The organism is Micromonospora sp. NPDC005171 (assembly GCF_040608575.1).
Classification (GTDB): Bacteria; Actinomycetota; Actinomycetes; order Mycobacteriales; family Micromonosporaceae; genus Micromonospora.
In genome coordinates, this window is sequence record NZ_JBEXIM010000052.1 from 1 (window position 1) to 26,936 (window position 26,936).

Annotated in this window: 24 protein-coding genes, 1 tRNA gene and 1 pseudogene; 14 read left to right on the forward strand and 12 right to left on the reverse strand. The window is 71.1% G+C overall.

Annotated elements, in window-relative coordinates:
• The first annotated feature begins 354 nt into the window (after positions 1-354).
• The 3 genes from ABZU74_RS31440 to ABZU74_RS31450 all read left to right on the forward strand — a co-directional run bounded on the left by ABZU74_RS31440 (position 355) and on the right by ABZU74_RS31450 (position 1,639).
• Positions 355-1,047 carry a winged helix-turn-helix domain-containing protein gene (locus ABZU74_RS31440; RefSeq protein ID WP_355431565.1) on the forward strand — a complete coding sequence of 231 codons (693 nt, stop codon included), beginning with the start codon at positions 355-357 and terminating at the stop codon, positions 1,045-1,047.
• Between the two features lie 90 nt (positions 1,048-1,137).
• Positions 1,138-1,209 (forward strand) — tRNA-Arg (locus tag ABZU74_RS31445).
• 220 nt (positions 1,210-1,429) lie between these two features.
• On the forward strand, positions 1,430-1,639 hold the full coding sequence (locus ABZU74_RS31450) for a hypothetical protein (RefSeq protein ID WP_355431569.1): 210 nt from the start codon (positions 1,430-1,432) through the stop codon (positions 1,637-1,639).
• A 10-nt stretch (positions 1,640-1,649) separates the two neighbouring features.
• Here the strand turns inward: ABZU74_RS31450 and ABZU74_RS31455 are convergent, their stop codons facing one another.
• The 5 genes from ABZU74_RS31455 to ABZU74_RS31475 all read right to left on the reverse strand — a co-directional run bounded on the left by ABZU74_RS31455 (position 1,650) and on the right by ABZU74_RS31475 (position 7,505).
• On the reverse strand, positions 1,650-4,031 hold the full coding sequence (locus ABZU74_RS31455) for an excinuclease ABC subunit UvrA (protein ID WP_355431572.1): 2,382 nt from the start codon (positions 4,029-4,031) through the stop codon (positions 1,650-1,652).
• Positions 4,032-4,060: 29 nt separating this feature from the next.
• Complete coding sequence (locus ABZU74_RS31460; protein WP_355431576.1) at positions 4,061-4,471, reverse strand: VOC family protein; 411 nt, start codon at positions 4,469-4,471, stop codon at positions 4,061-4,063.
• A 5-nt stretch (positions 4,472-4,476) separates the two neighbouring features.
• Entirely contained in the window at positions 4,477-4,926 is a 450-nt protein-coding gene (locus ABZU74_RS31465) for a helix-turn-helix transcriptional regulator (RefSeq protein WP_355431579.1), read from the reverse strand.
• A gap of 103 nt (positions 4,927-5,029) precedes the next feature.
• A complete protein-coding gene (locus tag ABZU74_RS31470) occupies positions 5,030-5,989 on the reverse strand; it encodes an ATP-dependent DNA ligase (RefSeq protein WP_355431581.1) in 960 nt (319 codons plus the stop codon).
• Positions 5,990-6,020: 31 nt separating this feature from the next.
• Positions 6,021-7,505: an MFS transporter gene (locus ABZU74_RS31475; RefSeq protein ID WP_355431584.1), complete on the reverse strand. Its 1,485-nt coding sequence runs from the start codon at positions 7,503-7,505 to the stop codon at positions 6,021-6,023.
• A 75-nt stretch (positions 7,506-7,580) separates the two neighbouring features.
• Between ABZU74_RS31475 and ABZU74_RS31480 the strand changes: the two genes are divergently transcribed.
• The 3 genes from ABZU74_RS31480 to ABZU74_RS31490 all read left to right on the forward strand — a co-directional run bounded on the left by ABZU74_RS31480 (position 7,581) and on the right by ABZU74_RS31490 (position 10,935).
• Positions 7,581-8,015, forward strand: a complete 435-nt coding sequence (locus ABZU74_RS31480) for a helix-turn-helix domain-containing protein (protein WP_355431587.1) — start codon at positions 7,581-7,583, stop codon at positions 8,013-8,015.
• Positions 8,016-8,116: 101 nt separating this feature from the next.
• Positions 8,117-8,704, forward strand: coding sequence for a TetR/AcrR family transcriptional regulator (locus tag ABZU74_RS31485; RefSeq protein ID WP_355431590.1), 588 nt, complete (start codon positions 8,117-8,119; stop codon positions 8,702-8,704).
• On the forward strand, positions 8,704-10,935 hold the full coding sequence (locus tag ABZU74_RS31490; protein ID WP_355431593.1) for an MMPL family transporter: 2,232 nt from the start codon (positions 8,704-8,706) through the stop codon (positions 10,933-10,935). The genes ABZU74_RS31485 and ABZU74_RS31490 overlap by 1 nt, the downstream gene beginning before the upstream one ends.
• 53 nt (positions 10,936-10,988) lie before the next feature.
• Here the strand turns inward: ABZU74_RS31490 and ABZU74_RS31495 are convergent, their stop codons facing one another.
• Positions 10,989-12,245, reverse strand: a complete 1,257-nt coding sequence (locus ABZU74_RS31495) for an erythromycin esterase family protein (RefSeq protein ID WP_355431596.1) — start codon at positions 12,243-12,245, stop codon at positions 10,989-10,991.
• A 128-nt stretch (positions 12,246-12,373) separates the two neighbouring features.
• Between ABZU74_RS31495 and ABZU74_RS31500 the strand changes: the two genes are divergently transcribed.
• The gene (locus ABZU74_RS31500) at positions 12,374-12,565 is read left to right on the forward strand and encodes a DUF2795 domain-containing protein (protein ID WP_355431599.1); all 192 of its coding nucleotides are present in this window, start codon (positions 12,374-12,376) and stop codon (positions 12,563-12,565) included.
• Positions 12,566-12,653: 88 nt separating this feature from the next.
• On the opposite strand, the gene ABZU74_RS31505 is transcribed toward ABZU74_RS31500, so the two are convergent.
• Positions 12,654-13,556: a Gfo/Idh/MocA family oxidoreductase gene (locus tag ABZU74_RS31505; RefSeq protein WP_355431602.1), complete on the reverse strand. Its 903-nt coding sequence runs from the start codon at positions 13,554-13,556 to the stop codon at positions 12,654-12,656.
• 208 nt (positions 13,557-13,764) lie between these two features.
• Between ABZU74_RS31505 and ABZU74_RS31510 the strand changes: the two genes are divergently transcribed.
• The 3 genes from ABZU74_RS31510 to ABZU74_RS31520 all read left to right on the forward strand — a co-directional run bounded on the left by ABZU74_RS31510 (position 13,765) and on the right by ABZU74_RS31520 (position 15,034).
• Complete coding sequence (locus ABZU74_RS31510) at positions 13,765-14,106, forward strand: cupin domain-containing protein (protein ID WP_355431605.1); 342 nt, start codon at positions 13,765-13,767, stop codon at positions 14,104-14,106.
• A 126-nt stretch (positions 14,107-14,232) separates the two neighbouring features.
• Entirely contained in the window at positions 14,233-14,625 is a 393-nt protein-coding gene (locus ABZU74_RS31515; protein WP_355431608.1) for a hypothetical protein, read from the forward strand.
• Positions 14,618-15,034, forward strand: coding sequence for a hypothetical protein (locus tag ABZU74_RS31520; RefSeq protein ID WP_355431611.1), 417 nt, complete (start codon positions 14,618-14,620; stop codon positions 15,032-15,034). Before ABZU74_RS31515 ends, ABZU74_RS31520 begins: the two co-directional genes overlap by 8 nt.
• 89 nt (positions 15,035-15,123) lie before the next feature.
• On the opposite strand, the gene fabG is transcribed toward ABZU74_RS31520, so the two are convergent.
• Positions 15,124-15,882, reverse strand: coding sequence for a 3-oxoacyl-ACP reductase FabG (fabG, locus tag ABZU74_RS31525; protein ID WP_355431614.1), 759 nt, complete (start codon positions 15,880-15,882; stop codon positions 15,124-15,126).
• A gap of 172 nt (positions 15,883-16,054) precedes the next feature.
• Here fabG and ABZU74_RS31530 point away from each other — a divergent pair, with 172 nt between their 5' ends.
• The gene (locus ABZU74_RS31530; protein ID WP_355431617.1) at positions 16,055-19,795 is read left to right on the forward strand and encodes a S8 family serine peptidase; all 3,741 of its coding nucleotides are present in this window, start codon (positions 16,055-16,057) and stop codon (positions 19,793-19,795) included.
• A gap of 78 nt (positions 19,796-19,873) precedes the next feature.
• Here the strand turns inward: ABZU74_RS31530 and ABZU74_RS31535 are convergent, their stop codons facing one another.
• Positions 19,874-21,526 carry an alpha-amylase family protein gene (locus tag ABZU74_RS31535; RefSeq protein ID WP_355431620.1) on the reverse strand — a complete coding sequence of 551 codons (1,653 nt, stop codon included), beginning with the start codon at positions 21,524-21,526 and terminating at the stop codon, positions 19,874-19,876.
• 80 nt (positions 21,527-21,606) lie between these two features.
• On the opposite strand from ABZU74_RS31535, the gene ABZU74_RS31540 reads away from it, so the two are divergent.
• Together ABZU74_RS31540 and ABZU74_RS31545 are read left to right on the forward strand one after the other, a co-directional pair.
• Positions 21,607-22,221, forward strand: a complete 615-nt coding sequence (locus ABZU74_RS31540; RefSeq protein WP_355431623.1) for a DUF1349 domain-containing protein — start codon at positions 21,607-21,609, stop codon at positions 22,219-22,221.
• Positions 22,222-22,292: 71 nt separating this feature from the next.
• Entirely contained in the window at positions 22,293-22,964 is a 672-nt protein-coding gene (locus tag ABZU74_RS31545) for a DedA family protein (protein WP_355431626.1), read from the forward strand.
• A 50-nt stretch (positions 22,965-23,014) separates the two neighbouring features.
• Here ABZU74_RS31545 and ABZU74_RS31550 read toward each other — a convergent pair whose 3' ends face one another.
• The 3 genes from ABZU74_RS31550 to ABZU74_RS31560 all read right to left on the reverse strand — a co-directional run bounded on the left by ABZU74_RS31550 (position 23,015) and on the right by ABZU74_RS31560 (position 25,630).
• Positions 23,015-24,415 (reverse strand): cellulose binding domain-containing protein, encoded by a 1,401-nt coding sequence (locus tag ABZU74_RS31550; RefSeq protein ID WP_355431629.1) that lies wholly within the window; start codon positions 24,413-24,415, stop codon positions 23,015-23,017.
• A 63-nt stretch (positions 24,416-24,478) separates the two neighbouring features.
• The gene (gene yidC, locus ABZU74_RS31555; RefSeq protein WP_355431632.1) at positions 24,479-25,234 is read right to left on the reverse strand and encodes a membrane protein insertase YidC; all 756 of its coding nucleotides are present in this window, start codon (positions 25,232-25,234) and stop codon (positions 24,479-24,481) included.
• Between the two features lie 102 nt (positions 25,235-25,336).
• Positions 25,337-25,630 carry a DUF6412 domain-containing protein gene (locus ABZU74_RS31560; protein WP_355431635.1) on the reverse strand — a complete coding sequence of 98 codons (294 nt, stop codon included), beginning with the start codon at positions 25,628-25,630 and terminating at the stop codon, positions 25,337-25,339.
• Positions 25,631-25,792: 162 nt separating this feature from the next.
• Here ABZU74_RS31560 and ABZU74_RS31565 point away from each other — a divergent pair.
• Positions 25,793-26,929, forward strand: a pseudogene (locus ABZU74_RS31565) (glutamate--cysteine ligase).
• Positions 26,930-26,936: the final 7 nt, after the last annotated feature.

Consider the following 26,936-nt stretch of genomic DNA (forward strand, 5'->3'; position numbering starts at 1 on the left):
ACCGCCACGTCGGCGGTGACGCGGGCCGCACGGTGTCGGCGACGCGGGCCGCACGGTGTCGGCGACGCGGGCCGCACGGTGTCGGCGACGCGGGCCGCACGGTGTCGGCACCCTCGCACCCGCCCCCCGGCCTTGATCGACTCGGCTTTCAGGAAGCCGCGCTGTCCGGGCGCTCGGGACCCGCCGACTTTCAGGAACCCGAGTCGATCAAGGAGGCCGGACCGCCGCGCGTGACCCAATCACCCCCGCTTGGCACCTTGTGGGCGTTTTGCGTGGCACAGGCGATTACGTTGCTTAGAGAGTTTTCTCCCCACATATCGTGACCAGTTGCGATTCGGGCTCGTTGCCCAAGACGTGGGGGTTGCACTCAGAGACGCACGGCGTTCGGTCACCAGTTGGTGCCGACGCCACACCATCGGTGGTGACGGGGCGGTGGCAGCCGTCCGTCGCGGACAGCGGCAGGGCGAGCCGGGAATGCTCAGCCGCGAACAGGAACTCGAGTTGATCGACATGCTGCGGGGCGTCCACCCCGACGAGTTCGACCTGGACGAGGAGCTGTGGACGCGGCAGAGCCTCACCACGCTCATCCAGCGGCGCTTCGAGCTGCCGCTGGACGCTGGCGCGGTCGGGGCGTACCTGCGGGCCTGGGGGTTGGGTCCGCGGGAGCCGCGCGAGCGGGCCTGCGGGCTCTGCGTCAGCGCGGTCGAGCGCTGGGTCCGCAGCGAGTACCCGGGGATCACCCGGGCCGCCCAGGAGCACCTCGCGGAGGTCTACTGGATCGGCCGGGTCCGGCTGCGCGGCACCATGCCGGCCGCCGACGTGATCTCCGCAGTCTCGTCTCGCGGTCGGGTGCGCTTCATGATCACCACGCCGACGGTGGACCCGCCGCTCCCCCGCGACTTCGTGCTGCGACTCAGCGGCGAGGAGCAACGCACCGTGCACCTGATCGTGGACGGCTCCTGGCCGCGCAACGAGTGGCCGCGCCGGCTCCCGCGGCGAATCGTCCTGCACCCGCTGCCCAGCTGCGGGCGGGCGGTAGCCGCCTGAGCGCCGGGTGGGCCGATCCGACACGATCGGCTCACCCGATACCGATTCGGCGTACGCAGGGGAGGTTTGCTAGTCTTCTCCAGTCGCTGAGCCCCCGTAGCTCAGGGGATAGAGCACCGCCCTCCGGAGGCGGGGGCGCAGGTTCGAATCCTGCCGGGGGCACACTTGCTAGGAAAGTGTGACCAGCACGAGAGGCTCCTGACCAGGAATTTGGTCAGGAGCCTTCATCGTGTTGGCCGATCATTCTCCAGTAGGGCAACCGCCGGCACCACGCGTCCCGAGTTGTCAGCGTCGCCCTCCCGACCGGGAGCGGGCAGCCCCAGCCGCTGCGCTTTCCGCACCCGACGAAGACCCGCGATGCCACGAGATCAACAATGACTCCGTGCTGTTCCTCGGGTTGCTCCTCGCCACGTTGGGCGGGGCCGTCAGCTTCCTACCGCTCCGCTTCGAGTGCCGCCTCAGCGGTGGCGGCACGTACGTCACCTCGTCCGTGCCCGGCTCCGTCAATCAGGGCACTGCCGCCCTCGCTCTGGTCACCTGCGGGGTCCTCGCCACCACGACGGCCCGGCGCGCCCGACCGCCGGTGGCGTGAACGTCGACCGTCAGCTGCCGACGTACGCCGCCAGGTGCTCGCCGGTGAGAGTGGAGTGCCCGGCGACGAGGTCGGCCGGCGTGCCCTCGAAGACGATCCGGCCACCATCGTGGCCGGCGCCGGGACCGAGGTCGATGATCCAGTCGGCGTGGGCCATGACCGCCTGGTGGTGCTCGATGACGATCACCGACTTGCCGGCGTCGACGAGGCGGTCGAGCAGGCCGAGCAACTGCTCGACGTCGGCCAGGTGCAGGCCGGTGGTCGGCTCGTCGAGGACGTAGACGCCGCCCTTCTCGGCCATGTGGGTGGCCAGCTTGAGCCGTTGCCGTTCGCCGCCGGAGAGGGTGGTGAGCGGCTGGCCCAGGCTCAGGTAGCCGAGCCCGACGTCGGCGAGACGGTCGAGGATGGCGTGCGCCGCCGGGGTACGCGCCTCGCCGGCGCCGAAGAACTTCTCGGCCTCGGTCACCGACATCGCGAGCACCTCGCTGATGTCCCGACCGCCGAAGCGGTATTCCAGCACCGACGCCTGGAACCGCTTGCCCTCGCACTCCTCGCACGGGGCAGCGACGCCCGCCATCATCCCCAGGTCGGTGTAGATGACGCCAGCGCCGTTGCAGCTCGGGCAGGCACCCTCGGAGTTGGCGCTGAACAGCGCCGGCTTCACCCCGTTGGCCTTCGCGAACGCCTTACGGATCGGGTCGAGCAGCCCGGTGTACGTGGCCGGGTTGCTGCGCCGTGAGCCGCGGATCCCGCCCTGGTCGATCGACACCACGCCCGCGCCGGCCGGGATCGAGGAGTGCACGAGGGAACTCTTGCCGGAGCCGGCGACGCCTGTCACGACGACGAGCACCCCGAGGGGTACGTCGACGTCGACGTTCTGGAGGTTGTTGGCAGTGGCGCCCCGGATCTCCAGCTTGCCGGTGGGCGTCCGCACCGTCTCCTTGAGGGCCGCCCGGTCGTCGAGGTGGCGGCCGGTGATGGTGCCGCTGGCCCGCAGACCTTCCAGGGTGCCCTGGTAGCAGACGGTCCCGCCGTCCGTGCCGGCGCCGGGCCCGAGATCGACGACGTGGTCGGCGATCGCGATGGCCTCCGGCTTGTGCTCCACGACCAGCACCGTGTTGCCCTTGTCGCGCAGTTGGAGCAGCAGCTCGTTCATCCGTTGGATGTCGTGCGGGTGCAGCCCGATCGTCGGCTCGTCGAAGACGTAGGTGACGTCGGTGAGCGAGGAGCCGAGGTGGCGGATCATCTTGGTGCGCTGCGCCTCGCCGCCGGAGAGGGTGCCCGACGGCCGATCGAGGGACAGATAGCCCAGCCCGATCTCCTCGAACGAGTCGAGGAGGTGTTGCAGGCCGGCCAGCAACGGGGCCACCGACGGCTCTTTGATCTCGCGCACCCAGGCGGCCAGGTCGCTGATCTGCATCGCGCACGCGTCGGCGATGTTCTTGCCCTTGATCTTCGACGACCGGGCCACCTTGCTGAGCCGGGTGCCGGCACACTCGGGGCAGGTCGTGAAGGTCACCGCACGCTCCACGAAGGCGCGGATGTGCGGCTGCAACGCGTCGATGTCCTTGGCGAGGAAGGACTTCTGGATCGACGGGATCAGGCCCGTGTACGTCAGGTTGATCCCGTCGACCTTGATCTTGGTTGGCTCCCGGTGGAGCAGGTCGTGCAGCTCCCGCTTGCTGAACTTGGCGATCGGCTTGTCCGGGTCGAAGTAGCCGCAGCCACGGAAGATCCGGCCGTACCAGCCCTCCATGCTGTAACCCGGGATGGTGATCGCGCCCTCGTTGAGCGAGAGGTTGTCGTCGTAGAGCGCCGACAGGTCGATGTCGGTCACCGCGCCCATGCCCTCACACCGCGGGCACATGCCGCCGAGACGGTTGAAGGTCGCCCTCTCGGTCTTCGTCTTGCCGGCGCCACGATCGACAGTGATCGCCCCGGTCGCCTTCACCGAGGGCACATTGAAGGAGTACGCGTTGGGCGAGCCGATGTGTGGCCGCCCGAGCCGGCTGAACAGGATGCGCAGCATCGCGTTGGCGTCGGTGGCGGTGCCGACGGTGGAGCGGGAGTTGGCGCCCATCCGCTCCTGGTCCACGATGATCGCCGTGGTCAGGCCATCCAGCAGGTCGACCTCGGGGCGCGCCAGCGTCGGCATGAAGCCCTGCACGAAGGTGCTGTAGGTCTCGTTGATCATCCGCTGCGACTCGGCCGCGATGGTGCCGAACACCAGCGAGCTCTTGCCCGAGCCGGAGACACCCGTGAACACCGTCAGCCGCCGCTTCGGGATCTCGACGCTGACGTCCTTGAGGTTGTTCACCCGCGCGCCCTGCACCCGGATCAGGTCGTGGCTGTCGGCGACGTGCGGCGCGGACGGCTGGCTGGCCGTGCTCATCGGGTCTCCATCTCTCGGGCGCGCAGGACTCAGCGCACTTCCTGGATGCGGACCATATTGCCCGCCGGGTCCCGGAAGGCACAGTCGCGCACGCCGTACGGCTGCTCGGTCGGTTCTTGGACCACCTCGGCGTCGCTGGCTTCAAGGTTGGCGAAGGTGGCGTCGAGGTCGGTGGTGGCCAGGTTGACGCCGAAGTAGCTGCCCTTGGCCATCAGCTCAAGGATGGTCTGCCGCTCGTCGTCGGTGATGCCGGGGTTGGCGGCCGGTGGGTGCAGGACGATGGCGGTGCTGGGCTGGCCGACCGGCCCGACCGTGATCCACCGCATCCCCTCGTATCCGACGTCGAGGCGGACCTCGAAGCCGAGGATGTCGCGGTAGAAGACCAGCGAGGCCTCCGGATCGGTGTGCGGCAGGAAACTCGAATGAATGGTGATGTCCATGCTGGTCACGCTAGTTGCGGCTCGGTGACCCGCGCTTCTCGATTCCTGACCGGTCTGGTCACCTGCTTGGCCACGCACGACGGCATCCCGGCCGTCGCCTGCGCCGCCTGCCGCCGGTAGACGCTCGGCGGCACGCCGACCAGCTCGGTAAAGCGGGTGCTGAAGGTGCCCAGGGACGAACAACCGACAGCGAAACAGACATCGGTGACGCTCAGGTCGCCTCGGCGCAGCAGGGCCATGGCCCGCTCGATCCGTCGGGTCATGAGGTAGCTGTAGGGGGATTCGCCGTAGGCGAGGCGGAACTCGCGGCTGAGGTGCCCGGCCGACATGTGCGCGCCACGGGCGAGGGCCTCGACGTCCAGCGGAGACGCGTACTCCCGGTCGATCCGGTCGCGGACCCGGCGCAGCCGCGCCAGGTCGCCCAGTCGCCGAATCGCGTCGGATTTGCTGCTCACCTGCGAAATCGTGCCACAACCCACCGACAATCGGCCCCCGCCGGGCGCGAGCGGGGTCGAGCCGGGGCCGAGCACGGGCCGAGCCGGAGGGCCGACGCGCCGGTCAGCCGGCCTCGCGGCGGGCGCGGGCCCGCCGCTTCCCCTCGTGCATGGCCTGCACCCGGGCCACCGGGATGGTCCGGCCCTCGGCCACCAGGTCGGCGGGGAGGGGTTGCGGGGCCGGCATCAGCGCGGTCCACGGGTCGCCGTCGGCGAGCAGCGCGGGCGCGGTCCGGATGGTGAAGTCGGCGGGGGTCACCTCGGTCAGGTCGGCCCAGTCGACCGGGAACGAGACCGGCATCCCGGGACGCAGCCGGGGGCTGTACGCGGCGGCCACCGTCGCGCCGCCCGCCCGGGTGGCGTCCACGAAGACCCGGCCACCCCGGTCCTCCTTGATGTACGCCGTGGTGGCCAACGCCGGGTCGAGCCGTTCGGCGCGGACGGCGAGTGCCCGGGTGGCGGCGGCCAATTCCTCGGCCGTGGGCTCGTCGGTCACCGGGACGAAGACGTGCACCCCCTTGGCGCCGCTGGTCTTGACCGCACCGGCCAGGCCGGCGTCGGCGAGCGCCTGGCGGACCAGCAGGGCCGCGCCGACCGCCGCGCGGAACCCGTCGCCGTCCGGCGGGTCCAGGTCGAGCACCAGGTGGGTCGGGCGGTGCAGATCCGCCACGCTGGCCAGCGTCGGGTGGTACTCCACCGCCCTCTGGTTGGCGAACCAGAGCAGGGTGCGACGGTCGTCGCAGAGGGCGTACGAAATCTCCCGGTGCGACGCCTCCGCCCAGACCGGTGCCCGGCGGACCCAGTCCGGGGTGTAGCGGGGCAGGTTCTTCTGCATGAACGGCGGCTGGCCGGGGCGGACCCGGATCACCGACAACGGCCGGCCCCGCAGCTGCGGCAGGATCCGGTCCCGGACCGCGTCGAGGTAGTCGACCAGGTCACGCTTCGTCGCGTCATCGCGGTCGGACAGCGGCTGGTCCAGGTTGGTCAGGGCCACGCCGTCCCGGGTCTCGTCAGCCTCACTCACCCGACCACCCTCCCGGCCTCGGTGCCGTCGGTCAACCGGACGCGGCGCTTCGGTACGAATCGATTCCGACACCCACATCGGCCGGGCCCGACGGATCGGCTGCCGACGGCGGCCCGGCCGAGCGTCGGGGCAGCGTGGTCAGCGCCACCACCCACGCGGTGACCACGAGAGCGGCGGCCACGGCGAACGCGGTCCGGTAGCCGCCAGCGAGCGCGGCGGTCTCGGCCCAGCCGGCGGCCCGCAGCCCGTCGCTGCGGGCGGCGGCGAGGGTGGCCAGCGCGGCCAGGCCGACCGCACCGCCGACCTGTTGGGTGGTGTTGGCCAGGCCGGAGGCGAGCCCGGCGTCCGTGTCGGTCGCGCCGGCCATGGCCAGTGTGGTGACCGCCGGCAGGGTCAGACCGCCGGCCACGCCGAAGATCAGCATCGCGGGGAGTACGTCAGTGACGTAGCCGCCGTCGGCGGGCAGCCGAGCGAGCAGGAGGAAGCCGACGGTCGCCAGGACGAGCCCGACCAGCAGGACGGTCCGGGCACCCCAGCGCGCGATCAGCCGACCGGCCAGGCCGAGCGAGACCACGGCGATCACGACCGGGGTGGGCAGGAAGGCCCAGCCGGTCGCGGCGGCGTCCAGCCCCAGCACCAGTTGCAGCTCCACGGCGAGCAGGAACTGGAATCCGAAGTACGCGCAGACCATGAGGAACTGCACGGCGTTCGCCGCCACCAGACCCGGGACGCGCAGCACCCGGGACGGCACCAGCGGGGCCACCGCCACCCGTTGACGCAGCGCGAAACCGCCGAGCAGCAGCGCCGCGAGGGCCACCGCACCGAGCGTCCGAGGGCTGGTCCAGCCGTGCTCGCCGGTTCCCACGATGCCCAGCACGGCAGCCATCAGGCCGGCGGTGGCGAGCAGCGCACCGGGCAGGTCCAGGCCGGCACGCAGGCCGATCCCCCGTTCGGCCGGGAGCCGGCGGAGGGCGGCGATCAGGATGGCCGCCCCGATCGGCACGTTGACCAGGAAGATCGTCCGCCACCCGGCGGCCTGGGTGAGCACTCCTCCGGCGACCGTGCCGACTGACGCGCCGGCCGCGCCGGTGAAGCTGAAGACAGCGATGGCGCGAGCCCGTTCGGCCGCTTCGGGATAGAGCCGGACGATCATGCCGAGGCTGACCGCCATGGCCAATGCCCCGCCGACGCCCTGCCCGAACCGCGCACCCACCAGCACTGCCGGTCCGGTGGCGACCGCGCAGGCCAGCGAGGCCAGCGTGAACAGCGCGACGCCGGCCAGGAAGACCCGGCGCCGACCCAGCAGGTCGCCGAGTCGACCGGCGAGCAGCAGCAGCCCGCCGAAGGCGACCAGGTAGGCGTTGACCACCCAGGCCAGGCCGGCCGCGGTGAATCCCAGGTCGCGTTGCACGGCGGGCAGCGCCACCGCGACGACCGTACCATCCAGGATGATCATCAGGCTGCCGGCGCAGAGCACCAGCAACGCCGGCCAACGAGATGGGGCGACACGCTCCACGAGGCTCCTCCTTGGTGCATGGTTTGTTACCGAGGGCATCGTCTGTGACCATGAGCCGCAGCGGAAGGAGGCACTTTGATGTCCCAGAGGAACAGCGATGTGTCCGCGCAGGTCGGGGCCGAGTTCACCTGCGCGGCCGGCGACGTGCCGTTCACCCCGGGTCAGGCTCGGGCGTGCACCGTCCGCGAGGTGCTCGACCGGGTCGGCGGCAAGTGGAGCATCGGCATCCTGGTGGCCGCCTCGAACGGGCCGGTGCGCTTCACCGAGCTGGAGCGGCACATCGAGGGCATCAGCCGCCGGATGCTCACGCTGACGCTGCGCAACCTGGAACGGGACGGCCTGCTGCACCGCACGGTCTACCCGACCGTCCCACCCAAGGTCGAATACACCGCCACCCCGATGGCGCTGGAGCTCTACGAGTCACTTGTCGCGCTGACCAGCTGGGCCGAGCGGCACCGCCGGGCCATCGCCGAGGCGCGGACCAGGTACGACACCCAGCACACCGGTTAAACCGGGCCGGGGTGTGGTGAACGCCACCGCCCCCGTCTGACCGATCGGTCAGGGTCTGACCGATCGGTCAGGCATGCTGGTCTGCGGGAGGTGGACCGAGCATGGTCAGAGCAGTACCCGACACGCACGGCGAGATCCTCGCCGCAGCGGCGCGGCAGTTCACGGTGACCGGCTACCGGGGCACCTCTCTGCAGGACATCGCCCGTGAGGTCGGCTGCTCCAAGGCCACGGTGCTCTACCACTTCGCCAACAAGGAAGCCCTGCTCGCCGAGCTGATGGCCCCCGCGATCGATGTGCTCCGCAGCCTCGACGACCAGCTCAACGGCCTGACCGGCGCGGCCGCCCAGGAGGTCGCCGCGGCGGGCTTCGTCGACCTCGCGGTCCGGTTCCGGCGGGAGATCGCCGTGCTGCGCGGCGAGTTCCCCGAGCTGCTGTGCCAACCAGCCTTCGCGCACATCCAGCAGATCTCCGATCGGCTGCGGGACGCGCTGGCCGGGCACTCCGACCGGCCCGGCGCCCGGATCGCCGCGCTGGTGCTGCTCGCCGGCATCTCCGAGGCGTGCGGCGAGTTCGCCGACATCCCCGACGACGAACTGCGCACCGCCCTGCTCACCCTCGCCCGGCGGGCCGTAGAACCCGTCGACGCAACCCCGCCCCATCCACCCACGACCGAGGACAAGGACTCCTGATGGCCACCCTGCTCTACCGGCTCGGCCGGGGCGCGTTGCGCCGGCGACGGCTCGTCGTCGCGCTCTGGCTCGTCGTACTCGTCGGCGCCGGCCTGGCCGCGGCGACCCTGCGCGGCCCGACGGCGAGCAACTTCACCATGCCCGGCACCGAGAGCCAGCGCGCGCTGGACCTGCTCAGCGAGCAGTTCCCCGCAGCCAGCGGCGCCACCGGCACCATCGCGGTCAAGGCCCCGGCCGACGGCCAACTCGCCACCCCTGAGGGCCAGGCCGTGGTGCAGGAACTGGTCCAGGAGGCCTCGTCACTGCCCGGCGTGGTCGGCGCGGTCAACCCGCTCCAGGTCGGCGCGGTGTCCCCCAACGGCCGGTACGCGCTGGTCCAGGTCCAGTTCGCCACCGGCGGCGACGAGGTGACCGACGAGCAGCGCACCGCGTACGAGGAGGTCGGTGCTGCCGTCGAGGCGAAGGGTTGGCAGGTCGCCCCCGGCGGCGAGGTGCTCGGCGGTGAGCCGGAGATCGGCTCCACCGAGGCGCTCGGCGTCCTGGTCGCCGCGATCGTCCTGATCATCACGTTCGGTTCCCTGGTCGCCGCCGGCATGACCATGCTCAACGCGCTGATCGGCGTGGGCGTCGGCATGGCCGGGCTGTTCGCGCTGAGCGGTGTCATCGAGTTGACCAGCACCGCGCCGATCCTGGCGCTGATGCTCGGCCTCGCCGTCGGCATCGACTACTCGTTGTTCATCACCTCCCGGCACCGACAGAACCTGCTCGAAGGCCTGTCCCCCGAGGAGGCGGTCGGCCGGGCCGTGGGCACCGCCGGCTCGGCAGTGGTCTTCGCGGGCGCCACAGTGGTCATCGCCCTCGCCGGCCTGGCCGTGGTGAACATTCCGTTCCTCACCGTGATGGGTCTCGCCGCGGCCGCCACGGTCACCATCGCCGTGCTCGTGGCGATCACCCTTCAGCCCGCGCTGCTCGGCTTCGCCGGCCACCGGGTGCTCCCGCGCCGACTGCGTGCCGTGTCCACCGGAAGCGTGGCCGACGGCGTCGGCACCGACGAGGACGACACGGACGTCACCGACCGGCCGGCCGCGACCACGACCGAGGACCGCAACGGGTTCGGCTTCCGCTGGGCACGGCTGGTCACCCGGTTCCGGGTGCCGGTCATCCTGGTCTCACTGCTCGGCCTGGGACTGCTCGCTCTGCCCACGCCGGACATGCGGCTGGCCCTGCCCGACGCCAGTACGGCGACGGTGGGCTCGCCGGCCCGGGTGGCGAGCGACCTGACCACCGAGGGCTTCGGTCCGGGCTTCACCGGCCGGCTCGCGGTGGTCGTGGCGGGCGACGACGCGCAGGCGACCGCCGCCGCCGTGCCGCAGGTGACCGCGATGATCCAGCGCACCGAGAACGTCCTCGCGGTGGCGCCGCCGCAGCTGAGCCCGGACGGTCGGACCGCGCTGCTCGGCGTGGTGCCGAAAACCGGCCCGACCGACGAGGCCACCGAGACGCTGGTGCACGACGTCCGCGACGCGGTCGGCGGGGTCAAGGGTGCCGAGGTGCTGCTCACCGGTGCCACCGCGATCGGTATCGACGTCTCGGAAAAGCTCTCCGACGCGCTGCCGATCTACCTGCTGCTGGTCGTCGGGCTCTCGGTGCTGCTGCTGATGCTGGTGTTCCGCTCGCTGCTGGTGCCACTGAAGGCGGCACTGGGCTTCCTGCTCACCGTGGCCGCCACGTTCGGCATCACGGTGGCGATCTTCCAGCAGGGCCACCTCGCCGACCTGGTCGGCCTGGACACCCCTGCCCCGCTGGTCAGCTTCCTGCCCATCCTGCTGATCGGCATCCTGTTCGGGCTGGCCATGGACTACGAGGTGTTCCTGGTCTCCCGGATGCGGGAGGACTTCGTGCACGGCGACACCGCGCGTGAGGCCACGATCAGCGGCATGGGCCACGGTGCCCGGGTGGTCACCGCCGCCGCGCTGATCATGATTTCCGTCTTCGGCGGTTTCGTGTTCCTCGACGACCCGATCATCAAGTCGATGGGCTTCGCGCTCGCCATTGGTGTCGCCATCGACGCGTTCGTGGTCCGGATGACAATCGTCCCGGCGGTGATGTCGCTCCTCGGCGACCGGGCCTGGTGGCTGCCCCGCTGGCTCGACCGCGTCCTGCCCAACGTGGACATCGAAGGCGAGGGCCTGCGCACCCACCTCGAAGACCGCACCCCGACGCGCGTCTGACCCAACCGACAGTGGAGGTGTGGTGCCCGGCGGGCACCACACCTCCACCGCGTTCAGACGCCCGCCGGATAGGTCTCCATCTCACCGGGGGCCGCTGGCACCGGTAGCGGATGCAGGGCCGTCGTGTCGTCGCACCAGATGAAGGCGTCGTACCTGTCCCCGAGCCGGGTCGGCACGTAGTTGCCCCAGGACTCGAACGACGGGTCGTAGACGACCCCGATCGCCCGGTGGTCCACGGTGTCGGTGACCCAGCCCGGCTGGTCGTCGCCGCCGAAGATCAGCACCGCCCGCTCCGGCATCAGCTCGTGCAGCCGCCGCTCAATCGACCCCTCCCGAGCCGGCGGCACCACCATCGCCTCCGGCGGCGAACCCCAGCGGGGCGCGGCGACCACGGTGCCCCGGTAGCTGCCGAAGCCGACCAGGGCCACCGCGTCCTCGCCGTGCCGCTCCCGGGCCAACTGACCGATGTTGACCATTCCGTCGGCGGCCATGTCGGTGGCCCGCGCGTCCCCGACGTGCGTGTTGTGCGCCCAGACGATGCCCCGGGCCTCCGGGCCGTACCGGTCCAGCAGCCGGTCCAGGGTGTCCTGCATGTGGGTGTCGCGGATGTTCCACGAGTCCGGCCCGCCGGCCACCATCGCCCGGTAGTACCGCTCGGCGCCGGCCACCACCTCCGCGTTCTGCCAGGCCGAGAAGCGGTCCGGGCCGTCGGAGAGGGCCTGTTCGCGGGTCCGGGCGAGCAACCGGACGACCTCCTCCTCGCAGCGGGCGGAGACGAACCGGCTGGCAGCGCCGTACTCCTCCACCCTCTTGCCGTACGGCTCGAAACACCGGTACGCGTCCTGCGCCGCCTCCAGCGACTTCGGGTCCTCCTCCCCCAGGTAGTCGAAGATCGCCTGCATCGACTCCCAGAGGCTGTACACGTCGAGCCCGTGGAACCCGGCCCGTTGCTCCTCCGGCCGCTCCACGTTCCAGGCCCGCAGCCAGCTGGCGAACCGGGCCACCTCGGCGTTGGCCCACATCCAGGTCGGCCAGCGCTCAAACTCAGCGAGTGCGAGCTGCGGTTCGAGCGCGCCGCCCGGCGCGGCAGTCACCGACCGGTGCACCCGATCACAGTCGGGCCAGTCACCCTCCACGGCGACGAAGGAGAAGCCGCACTCCGCGATCAGCCGGCGGGTGAGCTGCTCCCGCAACCGGTAGTAGTCGTAACTGCCGTGGGTGGACTCACCGATCATCACCACCCGGGCGTTCCGAACGCGCTCCAGCAACGGGTCGAAATCGCTCGGCGCGCCGAGCCGCTGAACCAGCATGCAAGCGGCTACCCGGCCGCTGCGGCGGCAAACCGTGGGCGCGTCGCGGGCCGACACGCCGGCCGCCGGGCCGTCGTGGGTGCCAACCCAGCCGGTGTACGGCCACCGCGAGCGGGTAGCCGGCCGACATGACCGTCACCGGGGTTCAGTTGCAGGAGTACCTGGCCGGGCTCGACTACCCGGTCTCCCGGGAGGACCTGATCCGCTGGGGTCAGGAGAACGGAGCCAGCACGGCAATGTTGCAGATGCTGCAGGCCTTACCACCCGAGCAGTTCAACTCCCCCGACGAACTGAACGCCGCCCTGACCACCGCCACCTGACCTCGGTGACCATGAGGTTGTTGCCGTCCGGCACGGCGTGTCGCGCCGCCAACCTCATGATCACCGGGGCCGACTGATGAGGGTGTTGTCAGGGGAGGGGGATGGTGCGGGACTCGGTTCGGGCGGTTTCCGCGGCGGCGAGGATGGCGACGACCTCGCGGCCGAAGCGGACGTCGCAGCGGTGGTCCCGGGTGCCGGCCCGCACCTGCTCGACGAGCTGGTCGATGGCGACGCCGAACGCGGTGGCGGCGTCGTTCTCGCCGAACGGCACGTTCTCGATGCCGTTCTCGCCGTAGAACACGAACTCCCGGGCCATCGACTCGGTCGGGGCATCCAGGGAGAGCGAGGCGCTGCTCGTGGCACCGCCCTCGTGGGTGAGCAGCAGGTGCACCATCCCGTTCGGTCCGTCCATCGCCGCCACCTGCGTCACCCGGCCGAGCACCGGCAGGAGGATCGAGAGGGCGTGCGGGGCGATGTCCCAGAGCGCCCCGTGCTCGCGACGCCACAACGAGCCGCCGTACGGGCTGCCCTCCTGGAAGATCGACGCGAACGCGGTGGTCCGGCCGTGCTGCCAGCCGCCGGCGGCGGCGGTGGCGGCGAGGAACGCTGTCACGTTCGGCTGGAACCGCTGGGTAAAGAAGACGACCGAGGCGACCCCGGACTCGTCGGCGGCGGCCACCACCCGGTCGGCGTCGGCCACGCTGAGCGCCAGCGGCTTGTCCAGCAGCAGGTGCCGGCCGGCGCGGGCGGCCCGGACCGCGATGTCGGCCTGGATGTCCGGCGGCAGGGCGACGGCGATCGCTTCGCACTGCTCGATCAGCGCGTCCACGTCGGCGTACGCGGGCACCCCGTACCGCTCGGCCAGCGCGGACGCTCGCTCCGGGTTGCGGCCCCACACCCCGACCAACTCGGCGTCGGGATGTGCGTGCAGCGCCTTCCCGTGCGTCTCGATCGCCCAGTGACCGGTGCCGAACAAGCCGAACCGCAGCACGTGTACCTCCGCTGTTTTCCCCGCACCGCGGCAACGCCACGGACGTGATCCACGCTAGTCGCCCCGGTGGTCGTGACGGCGGCGGGTTCGACCAATCGAAGCAGCTCACCCTCGTTTCCGGGCCCGCAACAGCGTCACGTCCGAATGCCGCCAGACACACCAGACGCGGCGAGGAAGTCTCGACGACATGCCAACCACGAATCCAGCGATGACCAGCGGTGTCGTGCCGTTTGAACACTGGTACGACTTCACCGAGGGCGGCCCCGTGCACCGTGCGCTGCTGCCGTTTCCGTCGACGGCGCCCGCCCCGTTCGAGGTTGCCCGCTGGTCGGTGGCCCCGAACACCTCGAATGATCTCGACGTCCATCGGTCCCGCGAGGTGTGGATCATCGTGTCCGGAACCGGAACCGTGACGTTCGCCGACCAGACGGGCGTGCTGCGGGCCGGCGACGTCGTGGCGTTCGACAGCAGGGTGCCGCACCGGATTCGCAACGACGGGCCGGATCCGCTCCTTGCCGTCTCCGTCTACTGGCTGCAAGCGGACGACTGACGCCGGTGGGGCAGGGACGGCGGGCACCGCGACGGGCGCGCGTCACACGCGGAGAGGCAGGGCAGCCCTTTACTACGACGGTTAGTAGGCTGTGCCGGTGACCGAGGCAACGACCGGTTGGTGCCGGTGACCAGCGTGAGCGCCGACTCGCCGGTGGATGGGATCGTCGCGACAGTGCCGATCGTGCTGTCCCTGCTCGTGGCGGTGTGGGCGCTGGTGGCTGCGGTACGCCACCGGCCGCCGGACCGGGTGCAGTTCGTCGGTCTGGCCGTACTCGAAGTGGCGTTGCTGCTGTTGAGCGTGCTGGCGCTGGTCGCTGTCGGCGGCGGGGACCGGCCCGGCGAGCCCGGCGCCTTCTTCGGCTACCTGGTCACACTGGTGTGCCTGCCGCCACTGGCCTGGGTGCTGGCCCGGATGGAACCGACCCGCTGGGGCTCGGCGATCGTGTGCGCGGTCTGCCTGGTGGCCCCGGTGGTGGTGGTCCGGTTGCAGCAGACCTGGGAGGTGCTCGGTGGTTGAGACAGGGCCGGCCCCCCGGCGTACGAACTCCGGCCCGGGTCGGCTGCTGATCGCGGTCTACCTGCTGTTCGCCATCGCCGCGACGAGTCGGGCGGGTCTGCAACTCGCCACCAAGTTCGACGAGGCGCCGGTGGCGTACCTGCTCTCCGGGGTGGCCGCGCTCATCTACATCGTGGCGGCGGTGGGGTTGGCCCGCGCCGGGCACACCGGTCGACGGGTCGCGCTGGCGTGCTGCTCGGTGGAGCTGGTCGGGGTGGTCGCGGTCGGCATCCTGAGCCTGGTCGACAAGGAGCTATTCCCGGACGAGACGGTCTGGTCGCAGTTCGGCAGTGGGTACGGCTACATCCCGCTGGTGCTGCCGGTGCTCGGTCTGATCTGGCTCTGGCGCACCCGCGGCGCACCCGCCTGACCCGCCGCGCACCCGCCTGACCCGGCGAGAGGACCCGGCGACGAGGGCGCCGTCCTCACCTGCCGGAGCGCCCTCGTCGGGGGTACGGGTCAGTCCCGCGGGCCGCCCGCGACGTAGATCACCTGACCGGAGACGAAGCCGGCGCCCTCGCTCGTCAGGAACGAGATGGTGTGCGCGACGTCCTCCGGCCGGCCCGGACGACGGACCGGGATCTCGGCGGCGGCGTGCTTCTGGAAGTCGTCGAAGTCGACCTTCATCCGGGCGGCGGTGGCCGCTGTCATGTCGGTGACGATGAAGCCGGGTGCCACCGCGTTCACTGTCACCCCGAACGGCCCCAGCTCGATGGCGAGCGTCTTGGTGAAGCCCTGCAGACCGGCCTTGGCGGCGGCGTAGTTCGCCTGGCCCCGGTTGCCCAGCGCGGAGGTGCTGGAGAGGTTGACGATCCGCCCCCACTTCCGGTCCACCATGTGCTTCTGGGCGGCCTGGCTGAACAGGAACGCACCGCGCAGGTGCACCCCCATCACCGTGTCCCAGTCGGCGTTGGTCATCTTGAACAGCAGGTTGTCGCGGAGCACGCCGGCGTTGTTGACCAGCACGGTGGGCGCGCCCAGCTCGGCGGCGACCCGGCTCACCGCCGCCTCGACCTGCTCCCGCTCGGACACGTCGGCGCCCACGCCGAGCGCCCGGCCGCCGGCGGCGGCGATGGCGTCCACAGTCTCCTTGGTGGCCGCCTCCTCGATGTCGACCACGGCGACTGCCATTCCGTCGGCGGCCAGCCGTAGGGCGGTGGCCGCGCCGATGCCGCGTGCGGCTCCGGTGACGATGGCGACGCGGGGCTCCTCCGACATGATTACCTCCCGGTAACGTGGGGTCGATCGAAGGAGCTTAACCTTCCACTGCTAGTTATCGGTGATGACCATGACCTGATCCACGGGTCTGTACGAGATGATCTTCCGCGCGTAGCGTCGCGACCGCTGTCACCCGCCAGCGAACAGACGACGAGGCAAGGAACGACATCACGTGACATTCTCGCGTACCCGTGGAGCCTGGCTCGCCGCCGTGGTCTCCGCGGCTCTCGCGGCGGCCGGTGGATCACCCGCCCTGGCCGCCGCCCCCGGAGCCCCGGCCGATCCCGGTGCCACCGCCGCCCCCGCGACCAGCCTGCCCACCCCACCCGGCACCCACTCGGTCACCCTGATCACCGGTGACACGGTCACCACCCGGCAGAGCGCCAATGGCGGCACCCTCGACGTACGGCGTCCCGACGGCGCCTCGACACCGGTACGCGTGGTCGAGGCTGGCGAAGACCTCTACGTCTACCCGCAGTCGGTACTGCCCTACGTAGCCGCGAAAACCCTGGACAAGCGGCTGTTCAACGTCACCAGGTTGATCGCCGACGGGTATGACGACGAGCGGGTGGACCACCTTCCGCTGATCGTGTCGTACGACGCCGGGGCAGCTGGCCTGCGGGCCGGCGCCGCACCCACCGGTGCGACCCGCACCCGTACGTTGAGCAGCATCTCGGGTGTCGCGCTGAGCGAGGACCGCGACAGGGCCGGCGAGTTCTGGGCCGCGATCACGGCCGCCTCCACCGCCAAGGCGACCGCCGCGACCGGCGGCAAGGGACGCTTCTCCGGCGGGATCGCCAAGATCTGGCTGGACGGGCGGGTACACGCCGACCTGGCCGACACCACAGCGCAGATCGGCGCTCCCGCGGTCTGGGCCGGCGGCGACACCGGCGCGGGCGTGCGGGTTGCCGTGCTGGACACCGGCATCGACGCGGCCCACCCGGACCTGACCAACCAGATCAGCGCGTCCGCCGTGTTCGTTCCGGGCGAGGAGATCACCGACCGGGTCGGGCACGGCACCCACGTCGCCTCCACCATCGCCGGCACCGGCGCCGCCTCCGGTGGCCGCGAGAAGGGTGTCGCCCCCGATGCCCGGCTCGCCGTCGGCAAGGTGCTCAGCGACAACGGCTACGGAATGGACTCCTGGATCCTCGCCGGCATGGAGTGGGCGGCCCGGGAGGCCGACGCCAGCGTCGTCAACATGAGCCTGGGCTCCAACCAGCCCAGCGACGGAACCGACCCGTTGAGCCAGGCGGTCAACACGCTCAGTGCGGAGACCGGCGCCCTGTTCGTCATCTCCGCCGGCAACGCCGGCCTGCCGGGCAGCATCAGTGCCCCGGGCGCGGCGGACGCGGCGTTGACCGTCGGTGCGGTCGACGGTGACGACCAGCTCGCCCCGTTCTCCAGCCAGGGCCCCCGGATCAGCGACGAGGTCATCAAGCCCGAACTGACCGCGCCCGGCGTCGGGGTGCTCGCGGCCCGCTCCCGGTACGCGCCCGGCGAGGGCTCGTACCAGAGCCTGGACGGCACCTCGATGGCCGCGCCGCACGTGGCCGGCGCTGCCGCCCTGCTCGCCGCGAAACACCCGGACTGGACGGGTCAGCAGCTCAAGGACGCCCTGGTCAGCACCACCAAGGCCACCGGGCAGTACGACGCCTTCCAGGCCGGCACCGGCCGGGTCGACGTCGCCGCCGCGGTCCGCGCCCCGGTCATCGCCACCGGCACCATCTCCACCAGCGTGGGTTCCGACACCGCGAAGGCGGGCGGCAGCACGCACCCGGTGACGTACACCAACACCACCGGTCAGCCCATCACGCTGGGCCTGGCGGTGGACGCGCCGAACGCGCCGGCCGGACTGTTCAGCGTCTCCGCGCCGCAGCTGACCGTGCCCGCGAACGGCACCGCCACTGTCACGTTGACCACGGACACCACCCGGGCCGGCGCCGGCAGCCGGTACACCGGTCAGGTCGTCGCCACCGGCGGGCCGGACCGGGCCGTGCTGGCCCGCACCGCCATCGGGGTTGGCACGTTCACCCCGTACCACCACCTTCGCCTGGAGATGACCGACCGGGCCGGCAAGCCGGCCGGCGGCATCATCGAGCTGGGCCAGCCGGGCAGTTACGACATCAGCTTCGTCGAGACCGACCCGGACGGCACGGCGCAGCTCTACCTGCCCGAAGGCGTCTACTCGGCGATGAGCTTCCTGAACGTCACCGGCAGCCACGGCCCGAACTCACTCGGCCTGGCGCTGCTCGGCAACCCCGACATCGACCTGCGCCAGGACACCACGGTTCGGCTGGACGGAAAGGCGGCCCGCCGGGTCGAGTCGACGGTGCCGCAGCAGACCGCAGACACCTTCACCCGGCTGGACTACTACCGGTCCCAGGGCGAGGGCCGCTGGCGCTCGTTCATCGCCGGCGGCGTGTTCTTCGACAGCTTCTGGGCGCAGCCCACCAGCAGGGACGTGCGACACGGCGACTTCTACCTCGGTGCCCGCTGGCGCAAGGAGCAGCCGGTGCTGACCGTCGGCACCGCGACTGTGAACTTCGACGACGTGGTGCGCCAGCAGGGCACCACCCAGTTGCCGAAGGGCAGGTGGGCGCTGCCGACGGTCTTCGCCGGCAACGGCGCGGCGAGTGACTACGCCGGGCTGGAGGCCCGTGGCGCGGTGGCCGTGGTCCGGCGCAACTGGGAGGTCGGCGACTCCGAGCAGGCCGCCGCGGCGACCGCCGCCGGGGCGAAGATGATGCTGGTGGTCAACGACTTCCCGTGGCGCGAGGTGCGCGACTACTCGATCGACTTCTTCACGCCCACCCCGATCGAGGTGGCGATGCTCAGCACCGACGAGGGCGAGGCGTTGATCCAGCAGATTCAGCGCGGGTCCACCGAGGTCGAGGTGGTTTCGCAGCCGGTCGCCGACTACGTGTACGACCTGGTCCAGGCCTACCACAACCGGATTCCGCAGGGCCTGAGCCGGGCCGAGACTCCGAAGACGCTGGCCCGGGTAGACGTCGGCTTCAATGTCCCGACGCCGCAGACCCGGGGCGGCGAGTTCCGGTACGACTGGCCGTCGTACAACAACTGGGGCATCGGCCAGACCAGCAACCGGCCGCTCGCCCCGGTCCGTAGCGACTGGGTGTCCACCGGCGACCTGTACACGTGGGGTCAGGAGGCGTACCTCGACTCCGCGACGTACCAGATCGACCCCCGGACCAGCTTCCGCGCCGGCAGCAGGAGCACCGAACAGTTCTTCGAGCCGATCGAACGGCCGCACCTGAACAACAACTTCAAGCTGCCGACCCGCTCCGGCAACGCTCTCAGCCTCGACGTGCCCGGTTGGGGCGGTGCCGACCACGTCGGCATGGCGATGAACGGCGCCGGGCAGACCAACAAGCTCTACCAGGGCCGGACGTTGCTCGGCGAGAGCACCAGCACGTGGATCAGCGGCACCGCGCCGAGCGCCGGTGACCTGCCGTACCGGTTGGTGGTGGCTACCACCCAGGACCCGACCGGCGGCCGGTACTCCACCAGCACCAGCACCGAGTGGACGTTCCGGTCGAAGGCGCCGGCCGCCGGGGTGGAGTCGGCGGTGCTGCCGCTGCTCCAGCTCGACTACGCGGTCGACACCGACGCCGCCGGCACTGCGAAGGCCCACACCAATCTGACCGTGTCCGCCAACCACCTGCCCGGCGCCACCGGGTGCGGCACCATCCGGCTGGTCACCCTGGAGATCTCGTACGACGACGGCGCGCACTGGCAGAAGCAGTCGCTGGACCGTTCGAAGGACGGTTCGTGGACGACGAAGCTCGGCGCGCCGAAGGGCGCCAGGTTCGTGTCGCTGCGCGCCAGCGCCGCGGACAGCTCAGGCAACTCGATCAACCAGACCGTGCTGCGCGCGTTCGGCGTGCGCTGATCGTCAGGCCCTGACCGCGTGACGTCCGGCCGGCACCGACCGGCCGGACGTCACGCGTGATCGGGGAACCGCCGTGCCTCAGAAGCCCCTGCCCCGGCAGAGGCGGATCCACCGGTATCCGTGGCCGGAGACCTTCACCGCGCCGAGCTTGCCCAACTCGCCGTAGCCCCGGTCGGCGAGCACGTCGATGGGCAGGTCGGCCTCCGGCTCAAGGCTGCTGAGGTCCACCTCGACGTCGTCGGTGCCCAGGTTGTGCACGAAGACCATCGTCCCGGTGGGCCCGTCGGCCCGGTGCGCGAGCACTCCGGGCGGCGTCGCCACGTCGATGTGGGTCGTCGAGCCGGAGCCGATCTCCGGAGCCTCCCGCAGCGTACGGATCATGCGCTCGAACCAGCCGAGCAGCGACTTCGGGTCGCCCCGCTGGGCGGTGACGTTGACGTTCTGGTAGCCGAACTCGCCCTTGTCGATCACCGGGCGGACCAGCTTCTCCGGGTCCGCCGTGGAGAAGCCGGCATTCGGCTGGTACGACCACTGCATCGGGGTACGGATCGCCTCCCGACCGGGCAGCGACAGGTCCTCGCCCATGCCGATCTCCTCGCCGTAGCGCAGCACCGGCGTGCCGCGCATCGAGAACTGCAGGGCGTACGCCAGCTCGATGCGCCGCCGGTCGTTGCCGAGCATCGGGGCGAGCCGGCGACGGATGCCCCGGTCGTAGATGCGCATGTTCTCGTCCGGGCCGAACTGCTCGTACACCTGGTTGCGCTGTTCGGTGGTCAGCCGGGACAGGTCGATCTCGTCGTGGTTGCGCAGGAAGGTGGCCCACTGCCCGCCGACCGGCAACTTCGGGGTGTCGCGCAACGCCTCGATCAGCGACTCCGGGTCCTGCCGGGCCAGGGCGAGCATGAGTCGACCGTTGAGCATGAAGTCGAAGAGCATGTGGATCCGGTTGCCGGAACCGCTGGCGTCGCCGAAGAACGTCGGTAGCTGGTCCGGCGCGACGTTCGCCTCGGCCAGCAGGACGGCGTCACCGCGGCGCCACTGGACGTGCTGGCGCATCTCGGTGAGGAACTCGAAGTCCTTCGGGGAGTTCGGGTTGCCCGGCTCGGTCAGCTCGATGATGAACGGCACCGCGTCCATCCGGAAGCCGGAGACGCCGAGCTGGAGCCAGAACGACATGATCTTCTTGATCTCGTCGCGGACCTGCGGGTTGGCGAAGTTGAGGTCCGGCTGGAACTTGTAGAACCGGTGGTAGAACCAGGCCTTGGCGGTGCGGTCGTAGCTCCAGGTCTCCTTCTGCTCGCCGGGAAAGACCATCCCCTGGTGCCGGTCGTCCGGCTCGGTGTCGGACCAGACGAACCAGTCCCGGTACGGCGAGTCCGGCGAGGAACGGGCCGACTGGAACCACGGGTGCTCGTCGGAGGTGTGGTTGACCACCAGGTCGATGATCACGCGGATGCCCCGGTTCTGCGCCTGGTGCAGCAACTCGGCGAAGTCGCCCAGGGTGCCGAAGCGCGGATCCACGTTGTAGAAGTCGGTGGCGTCGTAGCCGTCGTCGCGGTTGGGCGACGGGTGGATGGGGTGCAGCCACAGGCAGGTCACCCCGAGTCGGGCCAGGTAGTCCAGCCTCCCGATCAACCCACGGATGTCACCGACCCCGTCGCCGTCGGAGTCGGCGTACGTGTCGATGTCGAGGCAGTAGACGACGGCTTCGGAATACCAACGGTCACCCATGCCGGAGGAACATCTCCATTCGATCACCGCGGCAAACCAGCCCGGTGGGCCGCGTCTCGTGGTGGGCTACCGTGCCGGTCATGGAGATCGACCTCGTACCGCCGAGCGAATTGTTGGACTGGTCCCGGGGCAGCTGGCTGCACCCGCCGGTACGCGCCGAGGAGGGCCCGGCCGGCGAGCTGGTCGTCGAGCCGGCGGCGGAGAGCGACTTCTGGCGGCGGACCAGCTACGGCTTCGTGCACGACAACGGCCCGGCCCTGCTGGCACCGCTGCCGGTGGGCACCGCCATGGAGGTGAGCTTCCGGCTCGACTTCTCGGCGCAGTTCGACCAGGCCGGCGCGTTCGTCCGGGTCGACGAACGAACCTGGACCAAGGCCGGCGTGGAGATCAGCGACGGCGAGGTGCAGCTCGGCGCTGTGGTGACCCGGGAGTTTTCCGACTGGTCGGTGGGGCCGGTGCCGGAGTGGGCGGGCCGGGAGGTGACAGTGCGGGTCAGCCGGGCCGGCGACGCGCTCACCGTCCGCGCCCGGGTCGACGGCGAGCCGTGGCGACTGGTCCGGCTCGCCCCGCTGGACCCGACGGCCGAGGCGGTCGCCGGCCCGTTCTGCTGCGCGCCGTCGCGCGCCGGCCTGACTGTGGTGTTCACCGGCTGGCGGCAGGGGCCGGCGGACACCGCGCTGCACCCGGAGCACTGAGCGCCCAGGTGTAGGTCGGGCCCCGGTGGGTATGACCCTCCGATCCCCGACAGCCGACCGGAAGGACGACCATGGCGTACGCCCAGGCTGGCGACCCGTCCGAGTTCACCGGGTTGACCGGCTGGGTGGCCTCGGTGATCGAGGCGATGGGCCCGGTCGGCGTGGCGCTGCTGGTGGCGTTGGAGAGCATCGTCCCGCCGATCCCCAGCGAGATCGTGCTGGCGCTCGCCGGTTTCCTGGCGCACGAGGGCAAGTTCAACGTCGTCGTCGTGGTGCTGGCCGCGACGGTCGGCTCGCTGGTCGGCGCGCTGGTGCTCTACTGGCTGGGCGCGGCGCTCGGCGAGGAACGGCTCAAGCGCTGGTTGGACCACATCCCGTTGGTGGACCGCGACGACCTGGAGAAGGCCGACCGCTGGTTCGAGCGACACGGCCGGTGGGCGGTGCTGATCGGCCGGGTGGTGCCGGTGGTCCGCAGCCTGGTCTCGGTGCCGGCCGGGGCCAACCGGATGCCGCTGGGCGAGTTCATCCTGCTCACCACCATCGGCAGCGGGGTGTGGAACGGTCTCATCGTCGGGGCGGGCTACGCGCTCGGCAGCCAGTGGCAGGACGTCGCCCGCTACAGCGACTGGTTCAACTACGCGATCGTCGCGATCTTCGTGGTCATGGTGGTCAGTTGGGTGATCCGTAAGCTCCGCAAGCGTCGGGAGCGCGACGACCGGCGGTCGGTGACCGCCGGTCGCTGATCCGCGTTACCGCTACCGCCGGCGCCCGGGACGGACGCTGGCGAGCACGGTCAGGGCAGGGTGTCCAGGTGTGGGCCCACCGTGTTGGCGAAGCCGTTGCCGTTGCTGACGTCCCAGTTCACCGACCAGGTCATCGCGCCCCGGATGCCCGGGTAGGTGCGCGGCGGGCGGAAGCTGCCGCAGTTGGTGCCCCGGGCCAGGCAGTCCAGGGCCGCGTTGACCACGCTGGGCGCGACGATGCCACCGCCGGCCGCCCCCGTCGCGGCGGGCAGGCCCAGGCCGACCTGGTCGGGGCGGAGCCCGGCCTCCAACTGGATGCAGGCCAACGCGACGATGAAGTTCACGGTGCCCTGGCCGTACGCCGCGTTCTGGTCGCAGCCGAGCATCGCGCCGGAGTTGTAGTACTGGGTGTTGACGACGGTGAGGATGTCCTTGATGTCGAGCGCCAGCTTGAAGTAGCCGCCGGCCGGGTTCTGCATGTCAATGGTCTGCGGCGCCATCGCGATGATCAGGCCCGAGCCGACCTTGGCCCGCAGCGCGCGCAGCGCCTGCGCCATGTACGTGGGATTGAGCCCGTTCTCCAGGTCGATGTCGATCCCGTCGAAGCCGTACCGGGCGATCAGCGCGGCGGCCGTGTCGGCGAACGCGGTGGCCGAGGCGGCGTTGTTCACTGTGACCCGGCCGGTCTCGCCTCCGACGGAGAGGATGACCCGCTTGCCCCGGCTGTGCAGGGTCCGGACGTCGGCGGTGAAGTCCGCGTCGGTGTAGCCGCCGAGCGCGGCGGCCAGCCCGGCGTCGACGCCGAAGGTGAGCGCGCCGGGGGTCGCGGTGGCCTCGGCGAAGGCGACCGCCACCAGGTCGTACTCGGCGGGGACGTCGCGTAGCCGCAGCTCGACGGCGGGGTTGTCGAAGTTGTGCCAGTACCCGGTGAGCAGGTGTTTCGGCAGCCCACCGGTGGGCGGGTCGGTCGGCGGTGGGGTGGTCGGTGGAGGCGTGGTCGGCGGTGGGGTGGTCGGTGGAGGCGTGGTGGGCGGCGGCGTGGTGGGCGGGGTGCCACCGCCGCAGGACGCGCCGTTGAGCTGGCAGCCGCTCGGCGAGCCGGAACCGCTGGCCAGGAAGCCGAAGGAGACCGACGCGCCCGGGGCGACGGTGCCGTTCCAGGACCTGTTGGTGAAGGTGTGCCGCTGGCCTGATGAGCTGAGCAAGGCGTCCCAGTAGCTGCCGAGGGTGGTGCCGGACGGCAGGTCGAAGGTGAGGCTCCAGCCGTTGATGGTCGAGCTGCCGCCGTTGGTGATGGTGTACTTCCCCTCCCAACCGGAGCCCCAGTCGGCGGTCTTGGCGAAGCTGGCGGTGGCTCCGGCGGCGTAGGCGGGTAGCGCCACCCAGGCCGCGCCAAGTGTCGCCGCGAGGGCGGCGACGAGGGACAGGACAAGGGATCTGGGGCGTTTCATGTGACCCTCCGGGCCCGGACGGGCATTTATGGACGTCAACGTTGCTGCCAATTATTAAGACAGTTAACTGTTTCTGTCCAGAGGGCGCGACGGGACCGCCTGTGGGCGGCGAAGCACCGCCTGCTCGAGGGCCGACCACACGCTCGTGGTCACCAGATAGATCACCGCGGCGAGCGGCAGCACCAGCGCCACGAGCACCGTCGTGAACGGCAGCAGGGGCAGCAGCCGGCCGAGCGTTGCCGCTCCCGGCCCCTCGGTCGGCGTACCGGCCACCGTGCCCACCGCCGCCGACGCCCGGCGGGCCCGCCGCGACGACCACCAGGCCACTGCCAGCAACACCACCAGCAGTACGCCGAACAGCGGTCCGGCCGCATTGCCCAGCCCGTCGCTGAGATGGTGACCCAGTGGCACGCCGGCCAACCGCTCGTCCAGCAACCCGGTGCCGCCCTCGCTGGTGCTGAACAACCGGTACAGCACCAGCAGGAACGGCGCCTGGAGGAGCAACGGCAGACAGCCGGCGATCGGGTTCGCGCCAGCCTCGCGGTACAACGTGAACACCTCACGCTGAAGCGCCGCCGGGTCGTCGGCGTACCGCTGCTGGAGGTCACGCACCTGTGGGGCGAGCGTCGCGCGGCGCCGCTCGCCGCGGACCTGCGCCACGGTCAGCGGCGAGATCAGCAGGCGGACGGCGATGGTGAAGAGCACGATCGCGGCGGCGGTCGACGCACCGCCGGCCAGTGGTTCGAGCAGTTCGGTGAGCCAGGACAGCGCGCTGCCCGCAGCGGCGACAACGTCGTGCAGTGGTGCGAAGGCAAGCATGGAAAACCCCTCGGTCCGATTCCGGTGAGGCCCTCCCCCGGCGGCATTCGCTCAGCAAGGGGGGCCCGGTGACGACGGGATCGGCCGCGCGGCGGCGAGGCGCTACGCGACCGAGGGGTGTCCCGGAGCACGGGGACGAGGCCGACCAGCGGCATCCGGATCGATCTGGCGGGGCACACGGCGACTTCGGGAGCGGGCCCGCAGGCCTGCCCACCGCGGCCCGGCACCGGGCGCGCCCGCCCGACCGTGCACCCTTGCCGCCAGCACCACCGCGAGCAACACCAGCGCTGTCAGCGCGGCGCCGGCGAGCAGGTCGACCGGGCCGCCCGCGAGCAGGGTGAGCTGGGCGAACGCGGACATCCACGCGACCCCGACATAGCCCAGCAGCACCGGCACGGGCTCAGCATAGGACCCACTGTCACGTCACCCAGCCGAATTCGGCGGCTCGCCTCGAGTACGACGCGCCGCCGCCACGTTTCCCGGCATCGCCACGTTGGGTAACCAACGGCGGACCAACGCGGACGGACCGCGAACGGTAGGAACGGACGGGTGATGTCGATGACCGGTCAGGTGGCGGAGGCGCCCAGCGACGTGGCTGCGGCGACCGGGTTGCTCACCGTGGGTGTCGAGGAGGAGTTCCTGCTCGTCGACCCGCACACCGGGGCCGCGGTCCCGGCCGTGGACCTGGTCATGGAACAGGTGCCGGCCGAACTTCGCGGACAGGTCGAGCGCGAGTTCCAGACCAGTCAGATCGAGATCGGCAGCCCGCCCGGCCTGGAGCTCTCGTCGATCCGGCACTCCCTCGGCGTACTGCGTCGGGAGCTCTCCGACGCCGCCGAGCGGGCCGGCGTACGCCTGCTGGCCATCGGCACCGGCCCGGTGGACGGTCCGGTGCCACCTGTGGTGGACAAACCCCGCTTCGACCGGATGATCGAGCGGTTCCGGCTGCTCGTTCCCGGCCCCGGCAACAACGGCATGCACGTACACGTGGGGGTCCCCGACCCGGACACCGGCGTGCAGGTGCTCAACCACGTACGGCCGTGGCTGCCGATGCTGCACGCCGTCACCACCAACTCGCCGTTCTCCCGCGGCGAGGACACCGGCTAGGCCAGTTGGCGCTCGGTGGAGTGGGAGCGTTGGCCGTCGGTGGCGCCGACGCCGTTCCTGGAGTCGCACGAGCACTACCAGCGGCTGATCCGCCAGCTGATCTCCAGCGGGGTGATGCTCGACGAGGGGATGCTCTACTGGTACGCCCGGCTGTCGGCCAAGTACCCGACGGTGGAGCTGCGCATCGGCGACGTCTGCCCGTCGGTGGACGACGCGGTGCTGGTCGCCGCGCTGGTCCGGGCGCTGGTGGCCACCGCCATGGCGGATGTCGAGGCCGACCGGCCGGCATTGCAGACCGACCACCACCTGCTGGTCGGGGCGCACTGGCGAGCCGCCCACGACGGCCTGGAAGGCGAGGCCGTCGATGTCACAACCGGTGAGCTGCGCCCCGCCTGGGAGCTGTTGGACCGGTTCGTGGAGCGGATGCGGCCGGCGCTGGAGCAGCACGGCGACTGGGCCGAGGTGACCGACCTGCTGGGCGTCTTGCGGCGGCACGGCAGCGGCGCGGCACGCCAGCGCGCGGTGTTCGAACGCACCGGCCGACTCACCGACGTGGTGCAGGACGTCGCACGACAGACCCGCGGCTGATCACCAC

Coding starts and splice junctions, on each gene's coding strand:
- ABZU74_RS31485 (WP_355431590.1), top strand. CDS start 8,117: ATGGTCAGAGCAGTACCCGACACGCACGGCGAGATCCTCGCCGCAGCG.
- ABZU74_RS31490 (WP_355431593.1), top strand. CDS start 8,704: ATGGCCACCCTGCTCTACCGGCTCGGCCGGGGCGCGTTGCGCCGGCGA.
- ABZU74_RS31510 (WP_355431605.1), top strand. CDS start 13,765: ATGACCAGCGGTGTCGTGCCGTTTGAACACTGGTACGACTTCACCGAG.
- ABZU74_RS31540 (WP_355431623.1), top strand. CDS start 21,607: ATGGAGATCGACCTCGTACCGCCGAGCGAATTGTTGGACTGGTCCCGG.
- ABZU74_RS31545 (WP_355431626.1), top strand. CDS start 22,293: ATGGCGTACGCCCAGGCTGGCGACCCGTCCGAGTTCACCGGGTTGACC.
- ABZU74_RS31550 (WP_355431629.1), bottom strand. CDS start 24,415: ATGAAACGCCCCAGATCCCTTGTCCTGTCCCTCGTCGCCGCCCTCGCG.
- ABZU74_RS31455 (WP_355431572.1), bottom strand. CDS start 4,031: ATGAGCACGGCCAGCCAGCCGTCCGCGCCGCACGTCGCCGACAGCCAC.
- ABZU74_RS31495 (WP_355431596.1), bottom strand. CDS start 12,245: ATGCTGGTTCAGCGGCTCGGCGCGCCGAGCGATTTCGACCCGTTGCTG.
- fabG (WP_355431614.1), bottom strand. CDS start 15,882: ATGTCGGAGGAGCCCCGCGTCGCCATCGTCACCGGAGCCGCACGCGGC.
- ABZU74_RS31500 (WP_355431599.1), top strand. CDS start 12,374: ATGACCGTCACCGGGGTTCAGTTGCAGGAGTACCTGGCCGGGCTCGAC.
- ABZU74_RS31460 (WP_355431576.1), bottom strand. CDS start 4,471: ATGGACATCACCATTCATTCGAGTTTCCTGCCGCACACCGATCCGGAG.
- ABZU74_RS31535 (WP_355431620.1), bottom strand. CDS start 21,526: ATGGGTGACCGTTGGTATTCCGAAGCCGTCGTCTACTGCCTCGACATC.
- yidC (WP_355431632.1), bottom strand. CDS start 25,234: ATGCTTGCCTTCGCACCACTGCACGACGTTGTCGCCGCTGCGGGCAGC.